Genomic DNA, 26634 nt, shown 5'->3' with positions numbered 1-26634 from the left:
ACTCACCCACCGGAGCTGCCCGTGACCCACGCCTCGGCCCCGCGCCGCCGCCGTCTTCTCGCGGTTCTCACCGCCGGCGCCCTCACCGTCGCCGGCCTCTCGCCGGCCACGCCCGCGTCGGCCAACGCCGCGCCCGGCCACGACAAAGTGGTCCACACCGTCCCCTCCACCGCCTCGCCCGACGTCCAGGACGGCTCGGTCGACGCGATCCACGACGCCGGTACGAAGATCATCGCGGGCGGCTCGTTCACCCGGGTGCAGAACCGCAACTCCGACGTCGACATCGCCCGCAGCTACCTGCTCGCCTTCGACAAGGCCACCGGGCAGGTGGACACCGCGTTCGCGCCCACGCTCGACAACGAGGTGACGGCCGTCGTCGGCGGTCCCACGGCGGGCACCGTCTTCGTCGCCGGCAAGTTCAACACCGTCAACGGCGTGACCCGGCGCAAGGTGGCCCTGCTCGACGTCGCCACCGGTGCGGTCGTCACCAGCTTCGCGCCGCCGGCGTTCAACGGGCTGATCAAGGACATCGCGCTGGTCGGCAACCGGCTGCTCGTCGGCGGCATCTTCACCACCGCCGGCAACCCCAACCCGCGCGGCGGGCTCGCCTCGCTCAACGCCACCACCGGCGCTGTCGACGGCTACCTCACCACGACGCTGACCGAGAACCACAACTGGGACGGCGTCAGCGGCGCCAAGGCCGGCGTGGGCGCGGAAAAGCTGGCGGTATCCCCGGACGGCACGCAGCTCGTCGTCATCGGCAACTTCAAGAAGGCCGACGGGGTGCTGCACGACCAGATCGTCAAGTTCGACCTGGGTGCCACCGCCGCCACCGTCGCGGACTGGAACACCGCCCGGTACACGCCGCGCTGCAAGTGGCAGTCGTTCGACTCGTACGTCCGCGACGTCGCGTTCTCCCCGGACAACAGCTACTTCGTGGTGGTCACCACCGGCGCCCCGTACAGCGGCACGCTCTGCGACACCGCGGCCCGCTGGGAGGCCGGCGCGACCGGCTCCGCTCTCCAGCCGACCTGGGTCGACTACAGCGGCGGCGACACGTTCCTGTCCGTCGGCATCAGCGAGCAGGCGGTCTACGTCGGCGGTCACCTCCGCTGGCTGAACAACACCACGGGCACCGACAACGCCCGGGCCGGCGCGGTCGGCCGGGCCAGCATCGCCGCGCTCGACCCGGTAAACGGCCTGCCGCTGTCCTGGAACCCGGGCCGGCACCCGCGCGGCATCGGCGCGTCCGAGATGCTCGTCACCGAATCCGGGCTCTGGATCGGCGGCGACACGCTCTGGATCGGCAACTTCCAGTACCGGCGGGAGCGGATCGCGTTCTTCCCGCTCGCCGGCGGCAAGGCCCCGCACCCGGCCACCACGGCGACGCTGCCCGGCAACGTGTACCAGGCCGGCCTGCCGCAGCCGACGAACGTGCTGCACCGGGTGAACGCGGGCGGCTCGTCCGTCGCCGCCACCGACGGCGGGCCGGACTGGGCGGCCGACACCAGCTCCAGCCCCAGCCCGTACCGCAACACCGGCAGCAGCACCTCCAGCTACACCACCGCCCCCACCGTGGACTCGACGGTGCCGGCCGGCACCCCGGCCGTGCTCTACAACGACGAACGGTACGACCCGTCCGGCGGGACGGAGATGACCTGGCAGTTCCCGGTGGCCACCGGCACCGAGGTGCACGTGCGGCTCTACCTGGCCAACCGGTACGCGGGCACCGCCAACGCCGGCACGCGGATCTTCGACGTCGCGTTGGAGGGCGCCGTCGTCCTCGACGACCTCGACCTGTCCGCCACCGCCGGGCACAACGTGGGCACCATGCGCGAGTTCACCGTGGTCAGCGACGGCTCGATCGACATCGAGTTCCGCCACGTGCGGGAGAACCCGCTGGTGAACGCCATCGAGATCGTCAAGACCGGGCCACCGCCCAGCGGCGCCGGCTCGCCCGTGCAGGTGCGCTCGTACGACGGGCAGAACGCCGTCGGCGCGCCGGCCCCGGTGGCCGACCCGGACGGGACCGTCTGGGCGGGCGCGCGTGGCGCGTTCTGGGTCGGCGGGACGCTGTTCTACGGCGCGGACGGCGCGCTGTACCGGCGTACGTTCAACGGCACCACGTTCGGCACGCCCGAGCTGGTCGACCCGTACCACGACCCCTACTGGGACAACGTGGTGACCAACTCCGGCCCGGCCGGGCAGACGTACGTCGGCGCGACCACCGGCTTCTACGCCGAGATCCCGAACGTGGCCGGCATGTTCTACACCGGCGGGCGGCTCTACTACACCCTGACCGGGCAGAACGGCCTGTTCTGGCGCTGGTTCACGCCGGACAGCGGCGTGGTCGGCGCCGACCGGTTCTCGGTGTCCGGGGCGAGCGGGTTCTCCGACGCGGGCGCCGTTTTCGTGGCCGGCTCCACGCTCTACAAGGTGAACCGGAGCACCGGTGACCTGTCCGCCGTCGACTGGGTGAACGGCGCCCCGGCGGGGACGTTCACGGTGCTCAGCGGCCCGGCGGTCGACGGCGTCGACTGGCGCGCGAAGGCGGTCTTCGTCGGCCCGTAAGGAAGGGCACCTTCTTAACGCCTCCGGTAGAGGAAGGGCCCCTTGTTAACACCTCGCTGTTAACAAGGGGCCCTTCCTTGCACAGGGCGGGGTTGTGGACGCCGGGGGGCGGTGGAATGATCAACCGGGTCAGCCCGAGAGGTGGAAGGGGGTGTGGTCGATGTCCGTCGTGAACCGTCCCGCGCCCCGCGTTCCCCGCTGACGTTCCCACTGTGCCGGGGCGCGCTCCCCACAGGAGGAAGCACCATGAGTGCACAGATCCACTGCGTGACCGTCGAGTCCGACGACCCGTACACCCTGGCCGGCTGGTGGGCCCGCGTGCTCGACCGCCGGCTCGCCGACGACGACCACCCGGGCGACCCGGAGGCGGTCCTGGCCGCACCCGGCGGGCACGGCCCCGACCTGCTGTTCGTCGAGGTGGGTGAGCGGCACGGCAAGGGCGCCTTCCATCTCGACCTGCACGCCGCCGAGGGCACCCGGGACGAGGAGGTGGCGCGGCTGCGTGAGCTGGGCGCCACGATGGTGGCCGACCGGCGCCGGCCGGACGGGACCGGCTGGGTGGTGCTGGCCGACCCCGAGGGCAACGAGTTCTGTGTCTGCCGGAGCCCCGCCGAACGGGCCGCGTCCGCCTGATCCGGAAACGACACCGGGCCCCCGCCGTCACGGCGGGGGCCCGGTGCGTGACGGGCGTCAGTCCTGCTTCTCGACCTCGCCGCGCATCGTCACGAACTCCGACTGGAGCTCGGCCGCGGACTTGAAGTAGACCACCACCATGCCGAGGCTGCCCCGGTCGACCCAGATGCAGACGGCCACCGGAACGTCCGACGCCTTGCCGTCGGAGCACTTGGCGTCGCCGCCGAGCGGGCCCGCGTCGACCGTCTTGAAGTCCTTGGTGGCCAGGTCCGGGGCGACCGCCGCGGTGGCGTCGGCCAGCTCCTTCTTCGGGTCCGCGATGACGCCGGACACCGCGGCGATCATGACCAGGTCCTTCTTGGCCGGGTTGCCGTAGAACGCGCCGACGGTGCTGGTCGCGTCCGGCACGTCCTTGCTGAGCTGGGCCTTCATCTGCGCCGCGGCGGACTGCAGCTGCGGGTCGGTGACCTTCGCCCGGCCGCCGAGCGTCTGCGGCTCCACCACCCGGGTCTTGGTGGCGGTGACCACCTCGTCGACGGTGTCCTTCGTGGCGAAGTAGGCGGCGACACCGCCGCCGACGCAGAGCACCAGGACCACCGCGAGGACGATCAGCAGGACCTTGCCCACGCCGGACTTCTTCTTCGGCGGGACCGGCGCGCCGAGCTGGCTGCCGTACTGCGGCTGCTGCGGCGGGTAGTCGCCGCCGTACTGCTGCTGCGGAGCCTGCGGGTAGTCGCCGCCGTACTGCGGCTGCTGCGGCGGCTGGTAGCCACCGGGCTGTTGCGGGGACGAGGGGTAGTTGCCGGAATAGGGACTGGACGGCGGCTGGGACATGTAGGCAGCTCCTGTGAGAAAACTGGACGCGTGATCGTAGCCAGGACCACCGCCGGCCCGCTGTCCCGCCCAAGGGCGGCGACGGAAAACCGCGACCTACCCGTGACCTGGGCCGCAGACGCCGATCGCGGTGGGCGGACCGTCCGGAACGGACAGCCCGACCACCGCGATCGATGCGGTGCGGTCGGTCAGCGCAGGCTTGCCACGCCGCGCGGCAGGAACCGCTTGCCGGTCACCCGCTCGGAGGTGCCGGTCCGGTCCAGGTACGGCGTGACGCCGCCCAGGTGGAACGGCCAGCCGGCGCCGAGGATCATGCACAGGTCGATGTCCTGCGCCTCGGCGACGACGCCCTCGTCGAGCATGAGCCGGATCTCCTGCGCCAGCGCGTCCAGCGCGTTCTGCCGGACCTGCTCGGCGGTGAGCGGCTCGTCGCCGACCACGAGCAGCTTCGCGACCTCGTCGTTGATCTGGTCGTCGACCACGATCGGCTGGCCCGAGTCGGCGATCCGCTTGAGGTTCTCGCTGACCCCGAACCGGTCCGGGAACGCCTCGTGCAGGGTGCCGCCGACGTGGTACGCCACGGCCGGCCCGACGAGCTGCAGCAGCGCCAGCGGACGCATCGGCAGGCCCAGCGGGTCCAGCGCGCTGTTCGCCACGTCCAGCGGAGTGCCCTGGTCGACGGCGGCGAACACGGTGCCGAGGAAGCGGGTCAGCAGCCGGTTCACCACGAACGCCGGGGCGTCCTTCACCAGCACCGACGACTTCTTGAGCTGCTTGCCGACCGCGAACGCGGTGGCCAGCGTGGCGTCGTCGGTCCGCTCGCCGCGGACGATCTCCAGCAGCGGCAGCACCGCGACCGGGTTGAAGAAGTGGAAGCCGACTACCCGCTCCGGGTGCTCCAGCTCGGCGGCCATCTCCGTGATGGACAGTGAGCTGGTGTTCGTGGCGAGCACCGCCTCCGGCTTGACGATCTTCTCCAGCTCGGCCCAGACCTGCTTCTTGACGCCCAGGTCCTCGAACACGGCCTCGATGACGAAGTCGGCGTCGGCGAACACGGACTTGTCGACCGAGCCGGACACCAGGCCGTACAGCTTGGCCGCGGTGCCCTTGTCCATCCGGCCCTTGCTGACGGCCTTCTCGATCTGGGTGTGCACGTAGCCGACACCCTTGTCCACCCGGGACTGATCCAGGTCGGTCATCACGACCGGGACCTGGAGCCGCCGGGCGAACAGCAGCGCGAGCTGGCTGGCCATCAGGCCGGCGCCGACGATGCCCACCTTGGTGACCGGACGGGCCAGGCCCTTGTCCGGCGCGCCGGCCGGCCGCTTGGCCCGCCGCTGCACCAGGTCGAAGGCGTACAGGCCGCTGCGCAGCTCCTCGGAGAAGACCAGGTCCGCCAGGGCCTCGTCCTCCGCCGCGGTGCCGGTGGCGAAGTCGGCGTCCTTCGCCGTCTCCAGCAGGTCCAGCGCCTTGTACGCGGACGGGACCGCGCCGTGCAGCCGCTGGTCGAGGGTCTGCCGGGCGAAGTAGAGCACGCCCGCCCACATGTCCTTGTCGACCTCGGGACGGGTCACGGTGACCTCGCCCCGGACCACGCCGGCGGCCCACTCCAGCGACCGCTCCAGGAAGTCGGCCGGCTCCAGCAGCACGTCCGCGATGCCCATCTCGGCCGCCTGCTTCGGCTTGAGCATCTTGTTCTGCATCAGCGGGTTCTGGATGATCACCTGCGTGGCGGCCGGGATGCCGATCAGGTTCGGCAGCAGCTGCGTACCGCCCCAGCCGGGGATCAGGCCGAGCGAGACCTCGGGCAGCGCCAGGGCCGCCGCGCCCGCCGACAGCGTCCGGTAGTGGCAGTGCAGCGCCAGCTCCAGGCCGCCGCCCATCGCCGCGCCGTTCACGAACGCGAAGGTGGGGACACCGCTGTCCTTGAGGCGGGCGAAGACCCGGTGGCCCAGCCGGCCGATCTCCAGCGCCTGCTCGCGGTTCTCCAGCGCGGGCAGGCTGGTGATGTCCGCGCCCACGCAGAAGATGTACGGCTTGCCGGTGACCGCGATGAACGCCGGCTCGGCCGCCAGCGCTGCGGTGATCGCCTCGTCCAGGCTGGTCAGACCGGCCGGGCCGAAGGTGTTCGGCTTGGTGTGGTCGAAGCCGTTGTCCAGGGTGATGAGGGCGGCGGGCCGGTCCAGCCCGGGTACGGCCACCTGGCGCAGCAGCGCCTTGGTGACGACCTCGTTCGGTGCGGCGAGGCTCACTTGTCTCCACCCTCCCAGTGCGGGTTCTCCCAGATCACGGTGCCGCCCATGCCGATGCCGATGCACATGGCGGTGAGGCCGTAGCGGACCTCGGGGTGCTCGGCGAACTGGCGGGCGAGCTGGGTCATCAGCCGGACGCCGGAGGACGCGAGCGGGTGACCGATGGCGATCGCGCCGCCCCACGGGTTGACCCGCGGGTCGTCGTCGGCGATGCCGAAGTGGTCGAGGAAGGCGAGCACCTGCACCGCGAACGCCTCGTTCAGCTCGAACAGGCCGATGTCGTCGATGCTCAGGCCGGCGATGCGCAGCGCCTTCTCGGTCGACGGGATCGGGCCGACGCCCATCACCTCGGGCTCGACGCCGACGAAACCGAACGACACCAGGCGCATGCCGACCGGCAGGCCCAGCTCGCGGGCGGTCTCCTCGGCGACCAGCAGCGCGGCGGTGGCGCCGTCGTTCAGGCCGGCCGCGTTACCGGCGGTGACCTTGCCGTGCGGCCGGAACGGGGTCTTCAGCCCGGCCAGCTTCTCCATCGAGGTGTCCCGGGGCGCCTCGTCCACGGTGGCCAGGCCCCAGCCCGCCTCCGGGTCGCGGACCGCCACCGGCACCAGGTCGCCCTGGAGCTTGCCGTTGGCGTACGCCTTCGCGGTCTTCTGCTGCGACGCCAGCGCGAACGCGTCGGTGCGCTCCTTGGTGATGTGCGGGACGCGGTCGTGCAGGTTCTCCGCTGTGGAGCCCATCACCAGGGCGGACGGGTCGACCAGCTTCTCCGCGACGATGCGCGGGTTGGGGTCGACGCCCTCGCCCATCGGGTGGCGGCCCATGTGCTCGACGCCGCCGGCGATGGCCACGTCGTACGCGCCCACGGCGATGCCGCTGGCCACAGTGGTGACGGCGGTCATCGCGCCGGCGCACATCCGGTCGATGGCGAAGCCGGGCACGGTCTTGGGCAGGCCGGCCAGCAGGGCGGCGGTGCGGCCGATGGTCAGGCCCTGGTCACCGATCTGGGTGGTGGCGGCGATGGCCACCTCCTCCACCTTCTCCGGCGGCAGTTGCGGGTTGCGGCGCATCAGCTCGCGGATGCAGCGGATCACCAGATCGTCGGCGCGGGTGTTGGCGTACATCCCACCCGCCTTGCCGAACGGGGTACGGACGCCGTCGACGAAGACGACATCCCGGACTTCACGGGGCACTTGGAGCCTCCCTCGGCACGGGCATTTCCCCGGATGCTACTCGCCAGTAACCAAACGTGGCACCACCCCCCGCGTGGCCCACCTCACACCTGCCACCGACGTTACTGCTGCGGGGTGCGCAGCGCCTCGGTAAGAGCGGGCAGCAGCAGACCGATCTGCCACTCGCGGGCGCCGAACCCGCGCAGCGTCTCCGCGACCGTCTCGTCGGTGATCTCCGCGGGCGGCTGCCACGCCAGCCGGCGGATCGAGTCCGGCGCGATCAGGTTCTCCGCCGGCAGCCGGTGGGCACCGGCGGTGCCGACCACCACCTCCCGGGCGCGGGCCAGCCGCCCGGCCGCCACCGGGTCGCGTTCGGCCCACCGGTGCGGCGGAGGCGGGCCCTCCACAGCCGGGCTCACCGGCAGCGCGTCGTCCGGCAGCCGGCGCGCGTCGTCCAGCGCCGCCAGCCAGGTACGCGCCAGCCGGCGCACCGACCGCCCACCGAACCCGGGGAGCGTGAGCAGCGTCTTCTCGTCCTTCGGGTCCAGCTCGGCGGCGGCGACGATGGCCGAGTCGGGCAGCACCCGGCCCGGGGCGGCGTCCCGGCGGGCGGCGATCTGGTCCCGCGCGTACCAGAGGGAACGCACCCGGGCCTGGGCGCGCGCGCCGCGTACCCGGTGGATGCCGGACGTGCGCCGCCACGGCTCCGCACGGACGCGCGGCGGGCGGGCGCCGTTGCGCACGAGCGCGTCGAACTCCTCCGCCGCCCAGCCCGACTTGCCCTGCCGCTGCAACTCCTCGTCCAGCGCGTCGCGCAGGTCCACGAGCAGTTCCACGTCGAGCGCCGCGTACGTCAGCCAGGACTCCGGCAGCGGCCGGCTGGACCAGTCGGCGGCGGAGTGGTGCTTCTCCAGGCTGAACCCGAGCAGCTGTTCGGTCAGCGCGGCCAGGCCGACCCGCTCGAACCCGGCCAGCCGGGCGGCCAGTTCGGTGTCGAACAACCGGCGCGGGCGCAGCCCCACCTCGGCCAGGCAGGCGAGGTCCTGGCTGGCCGCGTGCAGCACCCACTCGGTCCCGGCGATCGCCGCGTCCAGGGCGGACAGGTCGGGCAGCGGCAGCGGGTCGATGAGCGCGGTGCCGGCGCCGCCGCGGCGCAGCTGCACCAGATAGGCGCGCTGGCTGTAGCGGTAGCCGGAGGCGCGTTCGGCGTCGAGGGCCACCGGGCCGGTGCCGGCCGCGAAGCGGGCCACGACCTCGTCCAGCTCGGCAGGTGTGGCCACCGGGGCGGGCGTGCCGTCGCGCGGCGCGGTCAGGGGGACGGCCGCGTCCGGGTCGGTCTCGATCCCCGCGTCCGCCGGCTCCGGCAGGGCCGACGTCGGATCGGCGGACGCCTCTCCGGTACGGCTTTCGGCGGCCCGACGGCGCAGGGGTGGTTCGTCGGTCACCTGACAACCCTAGTAGGCCGGACGATCCGGTGTGCGCAGCCGGTCGGGTGCGTGTCGGCGCGACGGCCGCCAGGTGACCGAAAGGTGCGGGTTGCGAGGCCGTGAGAGGGTCGGACAACGGGGAAGACAAAGCCCGTTCCCGCCGGTACGGTCCATCGAGCCGCGAACGGCGTACGGGCCGTGCCACAGCGGTCGGGGGGCGTCGGCGAAGCCGACGGGGAGGACGGTCGAGCATGACAGGCGGGTACGGAACCGGCGACGACGTGCCGGGGCAGGTCGGCGGCGACACGGCGGCCGACCGGCCGGGGCCGCTGCCGCCGCGCTTCGCCCCGCCCGCCGGGTCGGCCCCGGTGCCGTTCGCCGGTGGATCCGAATGGGGCGGCACCGGCTATCCGGCGCCCTCGGCCCGGGCCACCGTCCAGCCGCCCGCCGGCCACCCGGGTCGCCCGGACGCGGCCGGCGCGCCGCAGCCCACGCCCTACGCGGCCTCGTCCGGCGTCGCGACCCCGCCCGCCCCGGCCCAGCCGTCGTCCTACGGCACCACGGCCGCCCAGCCGGGCCAGTCGTCCTACGGCACCACGCCCACCCAGCCGGGCCAGTCGTCCTACAGCGCCGCGCCGGCCCAGCCGTCCTACAGCGCCGCGCCGGCCCAGCCGTCGTCCCACGGGGCCGTACCGGCTCAGACCTCCCGGACCTCCGCTCCGGCGTACCCGGGCCAGCCGGCCGCGTCGCCGTCGTATCCGGGCGGGCCGGGGTCGTCGTCGTACCCCGACCGGCAGCCCGCCGCACCGTCGCATCCGGGCCCGTCCGGCAGCGGCCCGTCGTACCCGGGCCAGTCCACGCCCGCGCCCGCCTACCCGGGGCAGCCCGTGTCTGCGCCCGCGTACCCGGGCCAGTCCGTGTCCGGGCCGTCGCAGCAGGTCTCCGCGTACCCGGGTCAGCCCGGCCCCCTGGGCGGCCCGGCCGGCCCGGCGTCCCGGCGCAGCCGGGTGGCGGTGGTGGCGCTGGCCCTGGCCGCCGTGCTGACCGTGGTCACCGGCGTGCAGGCGTACCAGATCTACCGGCTCGACGACCGGCTCGCCGCCGCCGACAAGCGAATGGCCGAGGGGCAGGGCGCGGACGCCAGCCGGCTCGACGGCCTGGAGCAGCGCGCCGGCAGCCTGGAGAAGCAGGCCGACGCGGCCTTCAACCCGGAGGCGGTGGCCAGCGCGGTGCTGCCGAGCGTGTTCCGGGTGCGGGCCGGGCAGTTCACCGGTACGGCGTTCGCCGTCGGCAAGGCGCCGTCGGGCGGCGGCACCACGCTGCTGACGAACTTCCACGTGGTCGAGTCGGTCTTCACCGCGGGTGAGCGCAAGGTGTTCCTGGAGCGCAAGGACCAGCGGTTCGAGGCGACCATCATCGCCACCGACAAGGACAAGGACCTGGCGCAGCTCCAGACCACCGCCAAGTTCACCGGGCTGGTCGCGGCCAGCGCCCCGGTGCGGTCCGGCCAGCAGATCATCGTGGTCGGCGCGCCGCTCGGGTTGCAGGACAGCGTCACCACGGGCGTGGTCAGCGCGTTCCGCGAGGACGAGCGCGGCGGCGGCCCGGTGATCCAGTTCGACGCGCCGATCAACCCGGGCAACTCCGGCGGCCCGGTGATCAACGGTTCGAAGGAGGTCGTCGGCATCGCCACGGCCAAGGCCCGTAACGCCGAGGGCATCGGGCTCGCGGTGCCGATCAAGACCGCCTGCGACCGGTTCCGGCTCTGCTGACCGGTGGCCACACCGGCCCGGCCGCACCGCATCGACCCCGGCCCATCGGGCCACCCCGCGGGGGACCAGCACATCTGGAGGAACGACATGTCCTACCCACCGGCCGGGGGCGACAACCCGCCCCCGGCGCCGGGGGGCACGGTCTACGGCAACCCGTACGGCAGCCGGCCCGCGCCCCAGCAGTACGACCCGAACCAGCCCGCGCCGACAATGCACCAGCCCACCGTGTCCGACGGCGCTTCCGGGTACGGCGGATACCAGCCCACCGCGCCGGGACAGCCGGGATACGCACCCGGCGCCGCCCCGGTGCCCCCGCCGGCGCAGCCGATGTCGGCGCCGCCGGTCTCCGTCCCGCCGGTCTCCGCCCCCGGCTACGCGCAGCCGATGTCGGTCCCGCCGGCGTCCGCTCCGCCGGTCTCCGGCCCCGGCTTCGCGCCGCCGCCGATGTCCGGGCCGCCCGGCCCGTACGGCCCGCCGGCCGCCGCGCCGGCGACCGGCGGCGGCAGGAAGTGGGCCGCGCTGGTGCTCGGCCTCGTCGCCGCGTTGCTGTTCGTCTTCGGCGGCGTGATGACGTTCCTGTACGTCTCGACCAGCGGCGAGCTGGACAAGTCCCGGCAGACGGTCAGCCAGCGGGACGGCACGATCTCGGCGAACCAGCAGGAGATCGAGAAGCTCAAGGGTGAGCTGAAGACGGTCCAGGAGCGGCTGTCGGACACCCAGCAGGACCTGACCGGCACCAAGAACGACCGGGACGAGCAGGCCCGGCAGAAGAAGGTCATCGCGAGCTGCCTGGACAAGCTGACCACCGCCATCGCGGCGGCGTCGCGTGGCGACCGGGCCGCCTTCGATGCGGCCAACAAGGGCCTGGACAAGGTCTGCGACGAGGCCGAGAACTACCTCTGACCGGCGTCCGTCGGAAGGCCGTCCCGGCTCGCCGGGGCGGCCTTCGTCGCATCGGGCGTCCGCGCCGGTCAGCAGCCGAGCCGGCCGGGCCGCGCGGAGAGTACGACGGTCAGGCGGCGCCGGCGGCGGGGCGGGTGGGCAGCGCGGAGAGTACGACGGTCAGGCGGCGCCGGCGGCGCGGCGGGTGGGCAGCGCGGTGACGCCGGGCGGCGGCAGGCCGGCCGTGGAGGCCAGCAGCGTGCACCAGCCCAGCAGGTGCGGGCCGAGGTCGGCGCGCAGCGGCGTCCAGGAGGCGCGGATCTCGATGTCACCGGCGGCGGGCGGCCCGGCCAGCTCGCCGAAACGGGTGGAGAGCGTCTGGGTGACGGTGCCGCCGATCGCCCGGTGCCCGGCGCCCTGCGCGTCGAGCGCGTCGGTCAGCCAGGTCCATCCGACGCCGGGCAGCAGCGGGTCGCTGGCGAGGTCGACCTCCAGTTCGGCGGTGACGTACGTGACCAGCCGCAGCGTGCCCTGCCACGCCTCGTGCCCGGCCGGGTCGTGCAGCAGGATCAGCCGGCCGGTGGCCACCTCGTCGTCGTCGCGCATCACGGCGGCGGACAGCGCGAACGCGAACGGGGCCAGCCGCTGCGGCGCGCCGACCTCCTCCAGGATGATCTCCGGGCGGGGTGTCACCGACCGCAGCCCCGCGACCGCGCGAGCGAACGTTTCCGGGAGCGCGATCGGGGGGGCCATGCGGGCAGCCTATGCGCGCTCACCGCGCGGCGCGCGACGGCGCGCCGGGTGATCGACGGTTAAGAAGGGCCCCTTCCTCTACCGGAGGCGTTAAGCGGGGGCCCTTCCTTCTACGTCACAAATGCGGACGGTGAGCGCGGGCGCGCGCGGGGGGCGTGGCACGATGGCCGCGATGACCACCGACACCACGGGCACTGCCGCCCGAGACGGAGAACCCCGCCGCGGCGGGCCGGCCGACTCGCCCTTCGTCCGCGCCTGCCGGCGCGAGCCGGGCCCGCACACCCCGGTCTGGTTCATGCGCCAGGCCGGCCGGTCGCTGCCGGAGTACCGGGAGATCCGGGCCAACGTGCCGATGCTGGAGTCCTGCCGCCGGCCCGAGCTGGTCACCGAGATCACGCTCCAGCCGGTGCGCCGGCACGGCGTGGACGCGGCGATCCTGTTCAGCGACATCGTGGTGCCGGTCGCCGCGGCCGGCGTCGACCTGGACATCGTGCCCGGCACCGGCCCGGTGGTGGCCGAGCCGGTCCGTACCGCCGCCGACGTGGAGCGGATCAGCCCGATCGGCCGCGACGACGTGTCGTACGTGGACGAGGCGGTCCGCCGGCTCGTCGTCGAGCTGGGCGACACCCCGCTGATCGGCTTCGCCGGCGCGCCGTTCACGCTCGCCAGCTACCTGGTCGAGGGCGGCCCGTCGCGGACGCACGCCAAGACCAAGGCGCTGATGTACGGCGACCCGGACCTGTGGCACGCGCTGTGCGCGCGGCTGGCCGAGGTGACGCTGGCGTTCCTCCAGGTGCAGGTCGACGCCGGGGTCTCCGCGGTGCAGCTGTTCGACTCGTGGGCGGGTGCGCTCTCCGAGGCCGACTACCGCCGTTTCGTGCTGCCGCACTCGGCGTACGTGCTGGGCGGGCTCGCCGACGCCGGCGTGCCCCGGATCCACTTCGGGGTGGGCACCGGCGAGCTGCTCGGCGCGATGGGCGAGGCCGGCGCCGACGTGGTGGGCGTGGACTGGCGGACGCCGCTGGACGTCGCCACCGGCCGGATCGGGCCGGACAAGGCGGTGCAGGGCAACCTCGACCCGACGGTGCTGCTCGCCCCCTGGCCGGCCGTGGAGACCGAGGTGCGGCGCATCGTCGAGCAGGGCCGGGCCGCTCCCGGCCACGTGTTCAACCTCGGCCACGGCGTACTGCCGGAGACCGACCCCGACGTGCTGACCCGGGTGGTCGCGCTGGTGCACGAGCTGACCGCGCGACCGGAGCGCTAGGAGGCGACAGTGGTGCGACCGTGGCGGGTGGCGATCGTCGGTGGCGGGATCACCGGGCTGGCCGCCGCCGTCCGGTTGCGCGACCGGGCTCCCGAGGGCACCGAGATCACCGTGTACGAGCAGTCGGGCCGCCTCGGCGGCAAGCTGTTCACCGGTGAGCTGGCCGGCGGCCCGGTCGAGTTCGGCGCGGAGTCGTTCCTGATGCGCGACCCGGCCGGCGGCGAGTCGGCGGCGGTGACGCTGGCCCGCCGCCTCGGCCTGGACGAGGAGATCGTGCACCCCACGGTCGGGCAGGCCGCACTGCTGGTCGACGGCACGTTGCGCCAGGTGCCGGGCGGCACGCTCGTCGGCGTACCGGGGGATCTGGAGAAGGTGGCGGCGGTGGCGCCACCGGCCGCGGACGCCGACCGCGACGAGGGCCGGCCACTGCTGGCCGACGGCGAGGACACCTCCGTCGGTGAGCTGGTCCGCAAGCGCCTCGGTGACGCCGTGGTGGAGCGGCTGGTCGACCCGATGCTCGGCGGCGTGTACGCCGGGCGGGCCGACGACCTGTCGCTGGTCACCACGATGCCGGCGCTGGCCCGCGCGGCCCGCGCCGAGCACACGCTGGTCGGTGCGGTACGCGCCGCGCAGGCCGCAGCGCCGCGCGCGCCGGGCGCCCCCGTCTTCGGCACCCTGGCCGGTGGGCTGAGCACGCTGGTCGAGGCGGCGGCGACGGCGAGCGGTGCGACGATCCGCCGGGGCACCGCGGTACGCGAGCTGCGCCGCACCCCGGGCGGCTGGCGGCTCACAGTCGGGCCGACTCGCGACGCCGAGCACGTCGAGGCCGACGCGGTGCTGCTCGCGGTGCCGGCCCGCCCGGCGGCCCGGCTGCTCGCCGCCGCCGCGCCCGAGGTGGCCGACACGGTGGGCGTGCTCGACTACGCCAGCGTCGCCCTGATCACGCTGGCGCTGCCCGGCCCGGCCCTGCCGGAGCTGTCCGGCTTCCTGGTGCCGGCCGGTGAGGGGCTGACGATCAAGGCGTCCACGTTCTTCACCACCAAGTGGGGGCACCTGCGGCGGCCGGACGGGCTGGCGCTGGTGCGCGCCTCGGTGGGCCGGTACGGCGACGAGGCGTCGCTGCAGCTCACCGACGACGACCTGGCCGACGCGGTGCACCGGGAGCTGTCGGCGGTGCTCGGCACGCCGCTGCCGGTCCCGGTGGCCTGGCACGTGCAGCGGTGGGGTGGCGCGCTGCCGCAGTACACGCCCGGGCACACCGCCCGGGTGGCGGCGGCGCGGACGACGCTGCGCGCCGCCTGCCCGACGCTTGCGGTGGCCGGGGCCGGCTACGACGGCGTCGGCATTCCGGTCTGCGTCCGCTCCGGCGAGACGGCGGCCGAAGAGATCATCACGGCACTGGGAGGATCGGCAGCATGACCGAGCAGACCAACGCGGCGCGGCTGCGGGAGCTCAACGAGACCATCCGCTACACGATGTGGTCGGTGTACCGGGCCACCAGCCCGCTGCCGTCGCTGCGGGAGAACGTCGTCGACGAGGTCGAGTCGCTCTTCACCGAGCTGGCCGGCAAGGACGTCACGATCCGGGGCACGTACGACGTGGCCGGGCTGCGCGCCGACGCCGACCTGATGATCTGGTGGCACTCGTCGTCCAGCGACGCGCTGCAGGACGCGTACCTGCGGTTCCGCCGCACCACGCTGGGCCGGGCGCTCACCCCGGTCTGGTCGCAGATGGCGCTGCACCGCCCGGCCGAGTTCAACAAGAGCCACATCCCGGCGTTCCTGGCCGACGAGGAGCCCCGCGCCTACCTGTGCGTCTACCCGTTCGTGCGCTCGTACGAGTGGTATCTGCTGCCCGACGCCGAGCGGCGTGAGCTGCTGTCCGAGCACGGCAAGATGGCCCGCGGCTACCCGGACGTGCGGGCCAACACGGTCGCCTCGTTCGCGCTCGGCGACTACGAGTGGATGCTGGCGTTCGAGGCCGACGAGCTGCACCGGATCGTGGACCTGATGCGCGACCTGCGCGCCTCCGGCGCCCGGCGGCACGTGCGGGAGGAGATCCCGTTCTACACCGGCCGCCGCCGCCCGGTCGCCGACATCGTCAACTGCCTGGTGTGAAAGGAAGGGCCCCTTCTTAACGCCTGCGGTAGAGGAAGGGGCCCCGCTTAACACCACGACGGTGTCGAGCAGGGCCCCGACCGGGACGGCAGCCGTCAGGCGGTCGTCGTGCAGGACAGGATGCTCGGCACCGGGTTCGTCGCACCGGCCGAGCCGGTGAAGCCGAACGAGGTGCTGGCACCAGGCGCGAGCGAGCCGTTGTAGGCCACGTTTCGCGCCGTGACGAGGGTTCCGCTCGTGGTGACGGTGGCGTTCCACGCCGAGTTGACCTGCTGGCCGTTCTGGTAGTTCCAGCTCACCGACCAGCCGCGGATCGGTGAACCGCCGCCGTTCGTCACCTTCACCTCGGCCTGGAAGCCGCCGCCCCACGAACCGGTGATCGCGTACGTCGCGGTGCAGCCACCGGCCGGGTTCGGCGTGGTCGGCGGCGTGCTGGTGGGCGGGGTGCTGGTCGGCGGGGTGCTGGTGGGCGGCGTGCTCGTCGGCGGGGTGGTCGGGCCGGCCCCGCCGAAGTCCACGTCGCTGCACAGGTAGTAGGACTGGTCCAGGTGGCTGGCCTGCCAGATGGTGTAGACGACGTGCCGTCCGGTGCGGCCCGGCGCGTTCGCAGGGATCTGGATGGACACGCCGTCCACCTCGCGCGTCCACTGGCTGGCCGGGGTGTTGCCGATCTGGCCGACCAGTTCCAGGTCGCTCCAGCGCAGTGGCGAGGTGAGCGCGTTGTAGCCCTGCTTGCTCACGTACACGCGGATGTAGTCGGCGCCGTGGCTGGCCTGGTCGAACAGCTTGACCCGGAAGCTGTTGGAGACGGACGTGGTCTTCCAGGCGCCGACCGTGTCGAGGGCGTTGTAGCGGCCGCTCTGGGTGCGTCCGCCGCTGCACAGCTGCCCGTCGGGGATGGCGCCCTGGTGGTTGCCGGCCACGCCCTCACGGAACAGGCCGTTCCAGTTCCACATGGCGTTCGGGTCGGCCTGCCACGCCTGCCAGCACATCGGGTCCTGGGTGGCCATCGCCGGGTTCTGGAAGTCGCCGCCCCAGCGCTGCCAGCAGCCGTAGTTGCGCGACGCCGGGTCGACCACGGCCCCGTGCGCCGCGGCCGGGCCGGAGAACGCGGTGGTGAGCAGCGCCGCGACGACCGCGCAGACGCCGAGGATCGCCGCCGCGAGCGGTAACGGGCGGCGGTACGGAGTGGACATGGAAAGCCTCCGGGAAGAGTGTCGGTGTACGACGCCCGGACTGTCGGGAGTTGCCCTCTCCCGCGTGGCGGCTCCGCCCGCACGCTGCCACAAAAAGCGACAAACGTCAATGAGTCGGGTCGCGGCGCATCGGGGTGTGCGGGATGCCGTCCTCGACGTAGCCGGGGCCGTCGACGGTGAAGCCGAACCCGGCGTAGAAGCCGACCAGATGCGTCTGCGCGTCGAGCACGCACGGCCCGTCACCGACCACCGCGAGGGCCTCGGTCATCAGCGCGCCGGCCAGGCCCGCGCCGCGGGCCGCCGGCGCCACCACGACCCGCCCGATCCGCGCCACGCCGCCGGGGTCGGCCAGGATCCGCAGGTACGCGACCACGGCGCCGTCGCGGCTCAGCCACAGGTGGCGGGTGCCGGGCTCGACGTCCCGGCCGTCCAGTTCCGGGTACGGGCAGGACTGCTCGACCACGAACACGTCGATGCGCAGCCGGAGCAGGTCGTGGAAGGTGCGGGTGTCCAGGTCGGCGAAGCCGGCCAGGTGGGACTCGACGGGCATCGGCCCAGGTTAGGCGGCGCGTCTCCGGCCGGCGGTGGGCACCCTGGGCGCGCGGCGGTCCGGCGTGCTGGTCCGGCGTGGTCTGGCGTGCCGCGCGGGCGCGTCGGTCCGGCGTGCCGACTCAGCGCGCCGGTCGGGCCTGCCGGTCCGGCGTGCCGACTCAGCCCTTCGACGTGCGCAGGCCGGTGGCGGTGGCGGTGAGGGCGCGTTCGAACCAGGTGCCGGTGTCGGCCGCCGAGCGGGTCCAGACCGCGACGCACTGGGCCACGCGACCGTGGTGCAGGCAGCCGTAGCGGTGCGGGAAGCGCGTGCCGTCGGACACGGTCATGGTCGCCGACATCGCCCGGCCCGGCACGCCCAGCCCGGCGGGCAGGTCCGCGGCGGTGTGGCCGGCGGCCACCTGGCCGTCCTCCTCGTCGCGCTCGCACGCCTCCAGCACGCCGAAGATCTGCCGTACCGCGTCCGCGGCGGCCGCCTCGTCCGGGTAGACCACGGTCTCCTGGGCGATCTCGACGAACTCGCCGGCCGGGGTGCCGTCCGGCGTGACGAAGACCCGGGTGGACGCGACGAGCCGCCGGTCGAGCAGGGGCAGCGGGCGACCACAGGCCACACCGTCGGAGTCGAGCTGCTCACTGGCGTACCCGGGCTTCTCGGCCAGGCCGGCCAGGCTGCCGGTCGCGGCGTACCGGTCGCGCAGCGCCGCGGCGGCGCCGCCGTCGGTGGGTGAGGGCGCGACGAGGGCCGGATCGGGGGCGGTCGCGGCGCCGGGCGCGGTGGCGGAACCGCAGCCGGTGAGGGTGGCGGCCAGGGCCGCCGCGATGATCAACCGTCGGGACACCGGAGGGATGGTAGACGGAGATCGACGTTTGTGGCGCCCGGGAGCGGCCCGCGTCAGGCGGGGCGGGCGCCGACCGCGTCGCGTACCTCGGCGCCCTGGTCGCCCTCGACGGCGCGGGCGCAGTGGGCGCAGCAGAAGAAACGGCCGGAGACCTCGACGCCGTGCCCGACGATCTTGATCTGGCAGTGCTCGCAGATCGGCGCCATCTTGTGTACCGCGCACTCGAAGCAGTCGAACGTGTGCCGTGACCCGTCGACCGTACGGACCTCGAACGCCATCCAGTAGTCGTTGCCGCAAACCTCGCAGGCAGCCATGCGAAACCCCCCGAAAACGGACCTGTCATCCGAGAGTCGCGCAGAGGACACCTTCGAGCAACCGGAACCGGGGAACCTGATCCGGCCCCTCGGCGAGTCGCTCCCGGCGTGTCACGCGTTGACTCCTGTGACCGCCGAAAATCCCCGGAGGATTCGTGATCAAGCGCAACAAGCTCTTCGGCAACCAGACCCGGGTGACGTTCTCGCTGCCCCGGGACACCCCGGCCGGCACCGTGAGCGTGGTCGGCTGCTTCAACGGGTGGGAGCCCGGCCGGCACGAGCTGGTGCCGCGCCGCGACGGCACCCGTACCGTGACGGTCCGGCTCGCGCCGGGGGAGTACCGCTTCCGCTACCTCGCCACCGGCGGGGTGTGGCTGGACGACGAGGCCGCCGACCAGGTGGACGAGGCCGGCGGCCTGCTGCGGCTGTGAGGCCGCCGTCAGCCGGCGCTGGGCTCCAGCCGCACCGAGATCGAGTTGACGCAGTGCCGGGTGTCCTTCGGGGTGAAGCCCTCACCCTCGAAGACGTGCCCGAGGTGGCTGTCGCAACGCGCGCAGCGGATCTCCACGCGCCGCATGCCGAGCGTGTTGTCCGGGATCTCCTTGACCGCACCCGGGATGGCGTCGTCGAAGCTCGGCCAGCCGCAGTGCGAGTCGAACTTGTCCTGGCTGCGGAACAGTTCCAGCCCGCAGGCCCGGCAGTGGTAGACGCCGGGGGTCTTGGTGTCGACGTACTCGCCGGTCCAGGGCGCCTCGGTGCCGGCCTCGCGGAGCACCCGGAACTCCTCGGGGCTCAGCCGGACGCGCCATTCGTCCTCGGTACGGGGCAGTTCGTTGTCGGAAAGACTCACCGTTCCACGGTACGTCGGGTGTCGGTGGCATCGCATATGGTCGCGTGATGGCGGGCAGGAGTGCGGTCGAGGAGATCGAGGTAGCGGGGCACACCGTGCGGCTGAGCAGCCCTGATCGGGTGATCTTCCCGCAGCGCGGCTTCACCAAGGCTGACGTCTTCCGCTACTACCTCGCCGTGGGCGACGGGATCATGCGCGCCCTGCGCGACCGGCCCACCACGCTCCAGCGCTTCCCCGAGGGCATCGAGGGGGAGATGTTCTTCTCCAAGCGGGTGCCGCAGCGGGGCGTGCCCCCGTGGGTGCGCACCGCGCGGATCGCCTTCCCCAGCGGCCGCCCGGCCGACGAGCTGTGCCCGGCCGATTTGGCGCACGTGGCCTGGGCGGCGCAGATGGGCACAGTGGTGTTCCACCCGTGGCCGGTGCGCGCCGCCGACACCGACCGCCCCGACGAGCTGCGCGTCGACCTCGATCCGCAGCCCGGCACCGACTTCGCCGACGCGGTGACCGCCGCCGGTGAGCTGCGCGGGCTGCTCGACGAGCTGGGCGTGCCCGGCTGGCCGAAGACGTCCGGCGGCCGGGGCGTGCATGTCTACCTGCGCATCCAGCCGCGCTGGACGTTCGTGGAGGTCCGCCGCGCCACCATCGCGCTGGCCCGGGAGCTGGAACGCCGCCGCCCCGAGCTGGTCACCACCGCCTGGTGGAAGGAGGAGCGCGGCGAGCGGGTCTTCGTCGACTTCAACCAGATGGCGCGGGACCGCACCATCGCCTGCGCGTACTCACTGCGCGCCAACGGCCGCGCCACCGTCTCCACCCCTGTCGACTGGGACGAACTGCCCGAGGTCGACCCGGACGACTTCCACCTGGGCACGGTGCCGGCCCGGTTCGCCGAGCGCGGCGACCCGCACGCCGGCATCGACGACTCCGCGTGGGACATCACGCCGCTGCTGGAGTGGGCCGAGCGGGACGCCGCGGACGGGCTGGGCGACATGCCGTACCCGCCGGAGTACCCGAAGATGCCCGGCGAGCCGAAGCGGGTCCAGCCGTCGAAGGACCGCGACCGTCCGCGCCCCTGACGCCCGCCGCGTAGCGGTCAGGCCGACGGCGGGCACTCCAACAGCCCCGGGTGCGACGTCCCGCGCCGTGATGCTGCCGACGGTCCCCTTTTCGGCCCGGCTCAGTGAGCAGCGTCAACCCAGGCGTTGCCGGCGGACCGATAACGATCATGTAACGGGCGCGAACCTTTTGGCGGGTGTCACTGCTCTCTCTCGGCATCGGCCCGCCGGGGCCAGGAGAGGACGTCGGATGAAGCTGGTGTGGAGGCGGGCGACAGAGGCCCGTGGGCTGCTGCTCGCCGCCGCTGTCGCGGCACTCGTCGCGGTCGCGCTTGTCACCGGGCTCTCCGACTACAACCGCCGGGCGGTCTCCGCTGGCGCGCGGGCGGTGCTCGACGCCGCACCGGCCGAGGAGCGCAGCCTGCTGATCAGCGGCTCCGGCGGTGCCGACGCCGCCGCGTTCGCCGAACGGGACCGGGCGGTACGGGAACAGTTCGCGAACGGCCTCGGCGGCGCCCCGGTCACCGTGGCCGCGACCCGCTCCGGCACCGGGCGGGAACTGACCGGTGACGTGGGCGCCGCCCGTACCGACGACGACCCGATGTTCGCCAACCTGGCCACGCTCGACGACCTGCCCGCGCACGCCGAGCTGGCCGCCGGGGCGTGGCCGGTGCCCGGCAGCAACCCGTTGCAGGTGACGTTGCCGGAGAAGGTGGCCGCGCAACTGAGCCTGGAGGTCGGGGAGCGGGTGCCGCTGTACGACAGGGGCGCGGAGCGTGCCGGCACTGTGGTGGTCGTCGGCACGTGGCGGCCCCGGGACGCCACCGAGGCGTACTGGCGTCTCGCCCCTGGGGTGGGGGAGAGCCAGGGCGACGCGGAGATCACCTCGTACGGGCCGTTCGCGCTCGACCCGGCCGACTTCGCCAGTACCTTCACCGGCTCCACCTCGGCGGCCTGGGTGGTCGACCCCGACCTGGTGGCGGTCGAGCCGGCCCGGCTGCCCGCCGTGACCACAGCGCTGGACGAGATCACCGGGAAGCTGCCCGAGGCCACCGGCCTGGGCTCCTCGACACAGCAGGTCAGCCACCTGGACCGGCTCGTCGACCGGCTCAGCCGGGCCGACCTGGTGGGCCGGTCCGCGCTGCTCACCCCGCTGCTGCTGATCGTGGTGCTCGGCGGGTACGCGCTGGTGCTGGTGGCCGCGCTGCTCAACGAGGACCGGCGGGCGCAGACCGCGCTGCTGCGGGCCCGGGGCGCCGCGCGGGGGCAGATCGCCGGGCTGGCCGTACGCGAGGCGACGCTCGTGGTGGCGCCGGCGCTGCTGCTGGCCCCGGCGCTGACCGGGCAGGCGATCCACTACCTGGGCGCGGACCTGGGGCTGGCCGACGGCGACCTGGCCCGGGTGTGGGTGGTGGCGGTCGGTGCGGCGGTGGGCTGCCTGCTCGCCATGGTGCTGCCGGCGATGCGCCGGGCCGGCACGTACGTCGCCGACATGGCGGCCCGGTCCCGCCCCTCCCGGGGAGCGGCGGTGCAGCGGGCGAGCGTGGACATCGCGCTGGTGGCGCTCGCCGTGCTCGCCTGGACCCAGCTGCGGCAGTACTCCTCGCCGCTGGCCGGCGCGAACGGCAGCCTCGGCATCGACCCGCTGCTGGCCGCCGCGCCCACCATCGGCGTGCTGGCCGGCGCGGTGATCGCGCTGCGGCTGCTGCCCCCGACCACCCGGATCGCGGAACGCTTCGTCGACCGGCGGACCTGGAACGCCACCATGTTCGGCATGTGGCAGGCGGGCCGCCGCCCGCACGCCGGTCCGGTGCTGCTGCTCGCGCTCGCCGTCGGCGGCAGCACGCTCGCCTGGTCGCTTGTCGCCTCCTGGGAACGCTCGCAGCGCGACCAGGCGCAGCACACGGTCGGCGCGGACCTGCGGCTGACCGAACGGGACGGCACCGCCCCCGCGGACCGGGCCGCCCAGCTGGCCGCCGTGCCCGGCGTGGAGCGGGTGCTGCCCGCCTGGCGCGACGACGTACGCCTGGGTCGCGAGGCCCGGCCGGCGACAGTGGTGGCGTTCGACGCCGCCGCCGCGAAGGGGATGATCCGGCTCGACGACGCGGGCGGTGACGCGTCCACCGGCGCCCTGCTGGACCGGCTCGCGAAGGGCCGGACCGCGCCGGCCGGCGGCGTCCTGCCCGAGGGGGCGAAGACGCTGTCCGGCACCGTACGCACGCCTGTCGAGAGCATGTTCGACCCGCCCCGGGTGGCAGTGACCGCGTTGTTCGTCACCGATGCCGGGGCCACCTGGCGGGTCCGGCTGGCCGAGGCCGGCGGTGACGGAAAGCCGGTGCGCTTCTCGATGCCGCTGCCCGACAGCGGCGGCGCCCCGCTGCGCCTGGCCGGCTTCGAGGCCGACGGCGGCGACGCCACCGGCAGCTCCTATCGGCTGCTCCTGGACGGGCTGCGGCTCACCGACGCCGCCGGAGCGGTCCTGCCGGTGCCGGTGGAGGGGCCGTGGCGGGTGATCGACCCGGGCTCCGGGCCGCGCGGCACCGCCAAGGCGAGCCCGACCCGGATCGACGGGACGCAGGGCTTCGACGTGCCGGCCGGGCTGTTGCAGTTCGCCCGGGTGCCCTCGTCCCGGTTCGCGCTGGTGCCGCAGGCGCCGGACCGTCCGGTGCCGGTGCTCGTCACCCCCGGCGTCGCCGCCGCCATGAGCCTCAAGACCGGCGACACCGTCAAGCTGTCGGTCGCCGAGGTGACGGTCGAGGTCACAGTGGTCGGCCAGGTCGCCGCGGTGCCCGGCACCGGGGGCGACGGGGTGCTGCTGGACCTGCCCACCGCCACCACGCAGCTCCTCGAACGCAGCGGCGGCGTCCGGCCGGTGGCCGAGTGGTGGCTGGGCACCACTCCCGGCGGGCACACCGCCGCCGTTGACGCGCTCGCCGCGACCGGCGGCACGGTGCTGCTGGACCGGCGGGCGGTGGCTGCGGAGGCGGCCGAGGATCCGTACTGGCAGGGCGCGCGCACCGGGCTGCTGGCCGCCGCGCTCGGCTCGGTGCTGCTCGCCCTGGTCGGCCTGGCGGTCGACGTCTGGGCCACCACCCGGCGCCGGCTCACCGAGTTCGCCGTGTTCAACACGCTCGGCGCGAACACCCGGCTGCTGGCACGCGCGTACCTCGCGGAACAGACGTTCCTGGCCGCGATCGGCGTCGGCGTCGGCATGCTCGTCGGCGCCCTCGTCGCGGCGACCATGGTGCCGCTGGTGATCCTCACCCCGGCCGCCGGCCGGCCGGTGCCCGAGGCGGCCTTCACAGTGCCCTGGGTGCCGATCGGGACGACAGCCGCCGGGCTGCTGCTCGCCGCGCTCGCCTTCGCCGCCCTCATCACCACAGGCATCCGCCAGCGGGTCGCCGCCGCGCAGCTCCGGATCGGAGGAGAACGATGAGCCTTCCTGGTGCCGCGCGCCGGGTTCGCGCGTACGGGGGGCAGTTCCTGCTGCTCGCCGTCCTGACCCTGGTGACCGCCCTGCTGATCACCGGCGTGCCCCGGGTCGCCGACCGGCTGACCGGGCAGGGGCTCACCGAGTACGTGGCCGGGCAGCCGGTGGCCCGCCGTGACCTCACGTACAGCACCGCGCCGACCGCGTTCCCGCCGTCGGCCCGGACCGCCGTGTCAGGTAACGCGGCCGAGCTGGCCGGGATCGAGGAGGCGATGCCCGCCGAGGTCCGGGGCGCCATCGGTCAGCGCTGGTACGTCGCCCAGACCGTCCCCGGACGGCTGCGCGGCCCGACGCTCGCCCCCGGGAAGGGCCTCATCGACCTGCACCTGCGCGCCGGTACCGGCATCAAGGAGGCGGCCACCCTGGTCGGCGGGCGGTGGCCGGAACGTCCCGTCGCCCCGGCCCGCACGGTCGAGGTGACGCTCGCCGAGACGATCGCCGGCACGCTCGGCGTGCAGAGCGGCGACCGGTTCCTGCTCCTGATCCTCGACCCGGACGACAACGTGCTCAAGTCCCTCCCGGTCCAACTGGTCGGCGTGTGGCGGCCGAACGACCCGGCCGACGGCGTCTGGGACACGCTGCCGTCGATGCTCAAGCTCACCCCGCCCGAGGGCGACGGCGACCCGTTCGTGGGCGTCGCCTACACCGCCGACGGCGGCGTCGACGAGGCCGTCGCTACCGGCTGGCCGGTCAGCTTCGGCTGGCGGTACCGGATCGCCCCGGACCGGCTCGAAGCGGGCCGCCTCGACGCGCTGATCGCCGGTGTCGACGGGCTGGAGCGGAGCCGTCCCGCCGTGGCGACCCTCAGCCAGGGCGTGGACATCCCGCTGCGGCGCTTCGCCGACTCGCTCGCCGCCGCCCGCACCCTGCTCGCGGTCATCGCGGCCGGGCTGCTCGCCACGCTGGCCGGGCTGACGCTGCTGGCCGCCCGGCTGGCCGCGCGCCGCCGCCGCGCCGAGTTCCACCTGATCCGGGCACGCGGCGGCTCGACCGGGGCGGTGCTACGTCGCGGCCTGGCCGAGTCGCTGCTGGTGCTGCCGGCCGCGGCCGGGATCGGCTGGCTGCTCGGCGGGCTGCTGCCCGGCACCGGGGCGTCGTGGCGCTGGGTGGTGATCGCCGGGCTCCTGGCCACGCTGCTGCCACCGCTGGCCGCGCTCGCGGTCGGCCGCCGGGCCGGTGGCCGCTCGGACCTGGGCGGCCGGTCGCCCGCCGTCCGGCTCACCGTCGAGGTGGCGGTGCTCGGGCTCGCCGTGCTCGGCGCGTTCCTGCTGCGCCGGCGCGGGCTCACCGCCGGTTCGGTGGACCCGCTGCTCGTCTCGGTGCCGGTGCTGCTGGCGATCGCGGCGGCGCTGCTGGCGCTGCGCGCGTACCCCTGGCCGTTGCGGCTGGTCAGCCGCGTCGCCGCACGGGCGCGCGGCAGCGTCGCGTTCCTCGGCACCGCCCGCGCGGGCCGGGCCGCGACCACCGGGCCGCTGGTCGTGGTGGTGCTGGCCGTCGCCACCGCCGCGTTCTGCGGCGTGGTGGCGACCGGCATCGAGACCGGCCGGGACACCGCCGCCGCCCGGGCCGTGCCGGGTGACCTGCTGGTACGCGGGGAGCGCTTCACGCCGGACACCGCCGAGAAGCTGGCCGAACTGCCCGGGGTACGCGCTGTCGCGCCGCTGCTCACGGTGCCGGCCGAACGTCCCTACGCCGACCGCGCCGGACGTCCCGCCCCGGTCACCGAGATGCGCGTGGTGCTCGTGGACGGGGAGCGGTTCGCCGAGGTGGCACGGCAGGCCGGCGTACCGGTGGACGTGCCCGACCCGGTGCGGGCCCGCACCGACGCGAGCACGCCGCTGCCGGCGCTGGTGTCCCCCGCGGTGGCCGAGGACCTGGCCGACGCCGGGCTCGCCGACGCCCGGGGTGAGCGGCCCGCCTGGCTGGACGTGCAGGGCAACCGGCTGCCGGTGCGGACCGCCGCCACAGTGGACGAGTTCACGCTCGTGGGAGAGGGCGTAGGCCGGTTCGTGGTGCTGCCGTGGCCGGCGTTGCCGGCCGGCGCGCCGCACCAGCTCGCCCCCACCGGGTTCGTGCTGGCCGGCGCGGGCGTGGACACGGCCGAGGTGGACCGGGTCGCGCGTGAGGGGCAGAACCGCTACCTGCGCATCGGCGGGGTCGGTACCGGGGACAAGGCCCGCGCGCCGGAGGTGACGGCCCGTTCGGCAGTGCGCGCCGACCTGGGCGGCAGCGGCGTGAACGGCCTGCTGGTGTTCGGGTTCGTGCTCGGTGCCGGGGGCGGCGCCGCACTGGGGTTGCTCGGGCTCGCGCTCGCCGTGCTCGCCGGGGCCCGCTCGCGCGGGCAGGTCCTGTCCCGGCTGCGCACCATGGGCCTGTCCCGCAGGCAGTGGCGCGGACTGCTGATGGTGGAGCTGACGCCGCTGGTGCTGGTGTCGGTGCTCACCGGAGCGGTGGTCGGCGCGTTGCTGCCGCTGCTGCTCACACCGGTGCTCGGACTGCCCGCCTTCACCGGGGGCGTGGACGTGCGCCCGAGTTTCGAACCCGGCCTGGTGGCCGGGGTGTCGGTCCTGGCCATGCTGGCCCTCGGCTTCGCGATCACAGTGGAAGCCGTGAACAACCGCCGGTTGCGCCTCGGTGAGGTGCTGCGGCTCGGAGAGGAGAGCTGAC

21 protein-coding genes are annotated in these 26634 nt (G+C 74.2%); 11 read left to right on the top strand and 10 right to left on the bottom strand.

The features are described 5' to 3' along the window. The first annotated feature begins 21 nt into the window (after positions 1–21). Complete coding sequence (locus Q3W68_RS00395) at positions 22–2571, top strand: malectin domain-containing carbohydrate-binding protein (protein ID WP_302903579.1); 2550 nt, start codon at positions 22–24, stop codon at positions 2569–2571. A 246-nt stretch (positions 2572–2817) separates the two neighbouring features. Next, on the top strand, positions 2818–3204 hold the full coding sequence (locus Q3W68_RS00390) for a VOC family protein (protein ID WP_302903578.1): 387 nt from the start codon (positions 2818–2820) through the stop codon (positions 3202–3204). Between the two features lie 57 nt (positions 3205–3261). Here Q3W68_RS00390 and Q3W68_RS00385 read toward each other — a convergent pair whose 3' ends face one another. The 4 genes from Q3W68_RS00385 to Q3W68_RS00370 all read right to left on the bottom strand — a co-directional run bounded on the left by Q3W68_RS00385 (position 3262) and on the right by Q3W68_RS00370 (position 8907). Then, entirely contained in the window at positions 3262–4038 is a 777-nt protein-coding gene (locus Q3W68_RS00385) for a hypothetical protein (RefSeq protein ID WP_302903577.1), read from the bottom strand. A gap of 188 nt (positions 4039–4226) precedes the next feature. Then, positions 4227–6290, bottom strand: a complete 2064-nt coding sequence (locus tag Q3W68_RS00380) for a 3-hydroxyacyl-CoA dehydrogenase NAD-binding domain-containing protein (RefSeq protein ID WP_030274533.1) — start codon at positions 6288–6290, stop codon at positions 4227–4229. Continuing rightward, a complete protein-coding gene (locus Q3W68_RS00375) occupies positions 6287–7483 on the bottom strand; it encodes a thiolase family protein (protein ID WP_120571005.1) in 1197 nt (398 codons plus the stop codon). Before Q3W68_RS00375 ends, Q3W68_RS00380 begins: the two co-directional genes overlap by 4 nt. A gap of 101 nt (positions 7484–7584) precedes the next feature. Continuing rightward, a complete protein-coding gene (locus tag Q3W68_RS00370; protein ID WP_302903576.1) occupies positions 7585–8907 on the bottom strand; it encodes a ribonuclease D in 1323 nt (440 codons plus the stop codon). A gap of 233 nt (positions 8908–9140) precedes the next feature. On the opposite strand from Q3W68_RS00370, the gene Q3W68_RS00365 reads away from it, so the two are divergent. Next, the gene (locus Q3W68_RS00365) at positions 9141–10661 is read left to right on the top strand and encodes a trypsin-like peptidase domain-containing protein (RefSeq protein WP_302903575.1); all 1521 of its coding nucleotides are present in this window, start codon (positions 9141–9143) and stop codon (positions 10659–10661) included. Between the two features lie 87 nt (positions 10662–10748). After that, positions 10749–11564, top strand: coding sequence for a hypothetical protein (locus tag Q3W68_RS00360; RefSeq protein ID WP_302903574.1), 816 nt, complete (start codon positions 10749–10751; stop codon positions 11562–11564). Between the two features lie 159 nt (positions 11565–11723). Here Q3W68_RS00360 and Q3W68_RS00355 read toward each other — a convergent pair whose 3' ends face one another. After that, positions 11724–12296 (bottom strand): DUF3000 domain-containing protein, encoded by a 573-nt coding sequence (locus tag Q3W68_RS00355; RefSeq protein WP_302903573.1) that lies wholly within the window; start codon positions 12294–12296, stop codon positions 11724–11726. A gap of 172 nt (positions 12297–12468) precedes the next feature. Between Q3W68_RS00355 and hemE the strand changes: the two genes are divergently transcribed. From hemE to hemQ, 3 genes are read left to right on the top strand one after another with little or no spacing between them, the layout of a single operon-like run. Then, the gene (hemE, locus tag Q3W68_RS00350; RefSeq protein ID WP_302903572.1) at positions 12469–13560 is read left to right on the top strand and encodes a uroporphyrinogen decarboxylase; all 1092 of its coding nucleotides are present in this window, start codon (positions 12469–12471) and stop codon (positions 13558–13560) included. A gap of 9 nt (positions 13561–13569) precedes the next feature. After that, on the top strand, positions 13570–14979 hold the full coding sequence (gene hemG / locus Q3W68_RS00345) for a protoporphyrinogen oxidase (RefSeq protein ID WP_302903571.1): 1410 nt from the start codon (positions 13570–13572) through the stop codon (positions 14977–14979). After that, positions 14976–15677, top strand: coding sequence for a hydrogen peroxide-dependent heme synthase (gene hemQ / locus Q3W68_RS00340; RefSeq protein ID WP_302903570.1), 702 nt, complete (start codon positions 14976–14978; stop codon positions 15675–15677). The genes hemG and hemQ overlap by 4 nt, the downstream gene beginning before the upstream one ends. Positions 15678–15772: 95 nt before the next feature. Here the strand turns inward: hemQ and Q3W68_RS00335 are convergent, their stop codons facing one another. The 4 genes from Q3W68_RS00335 to Q3W68_RS00320 all read right to left on the bottom strand — a co-directional run bounded on the left by Q3W68_RS00335 (position 15773) and on the right by Q3W68_RS00320 (position 18575). After that, positions 15773–16873 (bottom strand): lytic polysaccharide monooxygenase, encoded by a 1101-nt coding sequence (locus Q3W68_RS00335; protein ID WP_302903569.1) that lies wholly within the window; start codon positions 16871–16873, stop codon positions 15773–15775. A gap of 106 nt (positions 16874–16979) precedes the next feature. Continuing rightward, positions 16980–17423 (bottom strand): GNAT family N-acetyltransferase, encoded by a 444-nt coding sequence (locus Q3W68_RS00330; RefSeq protein ID WP_302903568.1) that lies wholly within the window; start codon positions 17421–17423, stop codon positions 16980–16982. A gap of 160 nt (positions 17424–17583) precedes the next feature. After that, entirely contained in the window at positions 17584–18261 is a 678-nt protein-coding gene (locus Q3W68_RS00325) for a hypothetical protein (protein WP_302903567.1), read from the bottom strand. A gap of 53 nt (positions 18262–18314) precedes the next feature. Beyond that, complete coding sequence (locus tag Q3W68_RS00320) at positions 18315–18575, bottom strand: Prokaryotic metallothionein (RefSeq protein ID WP_208578018.1); 261 nt, start codon at positions 18573–18575, stop codon at positions 18315–18317. Positions 18576–18730: 155 nt separating this feature from the next. Here Q3W68_RS00320 and Q3W68_RS00315 point away from each other — a divergent pair, with 155 nt between their 5' ends. Continuing rightward, positions 18731–19006 (top strand): isoamylase early set domain-containing protein, encoded by a 276-nt coding sequence (locus Q3W68_RS00315; RefSeq protein WP_151500414.1) that lies wholly within the window; start codon positions 18731–18733, stop codon positions 19004–19006. Positions 19007–19014: 8 nt separating this feature from the next. Here the strand turns inward: Q3W68_RS00315 and msrB are convergent, their stop codons facing one another. Further along, entirely contained in the window at positions 19015–19425 is a 411-nt protein-coding gene (gene msrB / locus Q3W68_RS00310; RefSeq protein WP_013284828.1) for a peptide-methionine (R)-S-oxide reductase MsrB, read from the bottom strand. Positions 19426–19472: 47 nt separating this feature from the next. On the opposite strand from msrB, the gene ligD reads away from it, so the two are divergent. The 3 genes from ligD (at position 19473) to Q3W68_RS00295 (ending at position 26633) form a co-directional block, all read left to right on the top strand. Further along, positions 19473–20498 (top strand): non-homologous end-joining DNA ligase, encoded by a 1026-nt coding sequence (gene ligD, locus Q3W68_RS00305; protein ID WP_302903566.1) that lies wholly within the window; start codon positions 19473–19475, stop codon positions 20496–20498. A gap of 229 nt (positions 20499–20727) precedes the next feature. Continuing rightward, positions 20728–23913 (top strand): FtsX-like permease family protein, encoded by a 3186-nt coding sequence (locus Q3W68_RS00300; protein WP_302903565.1) that lies wholly within the window; start codon positions 20728–20730, stop codon positions 23911–23913. Further along, positions 23910–26633, top strand: a complete 2724-nt coding sequence (locus Q3W68_RS00295) for an FtsX-like permease family protein (protein ID WP_302903564.1) — start codon at positions 23910–23912, stop codon at positions 26631–26633. The genes Q3W68_RS00300 and Q3W68_RS00295 overlap by 4 nt, the downstream gene beginning before the upstream one ends. Position 26634 lies beyond the last annotated feature (1 nt).

Source organism: Micromonospora sp. C28ISP2-4, from assembly GCF_030519385.1.
GTDB lineage: Bacteria > Actinomycetota > Actinomycetes > Mycobacteriales > Micromonosporaceae > Micromonospora > Micromonospora tulbaghiae.
This window is presented reverse-complemented; position numbering and strand designations above follow the sequence as displayed.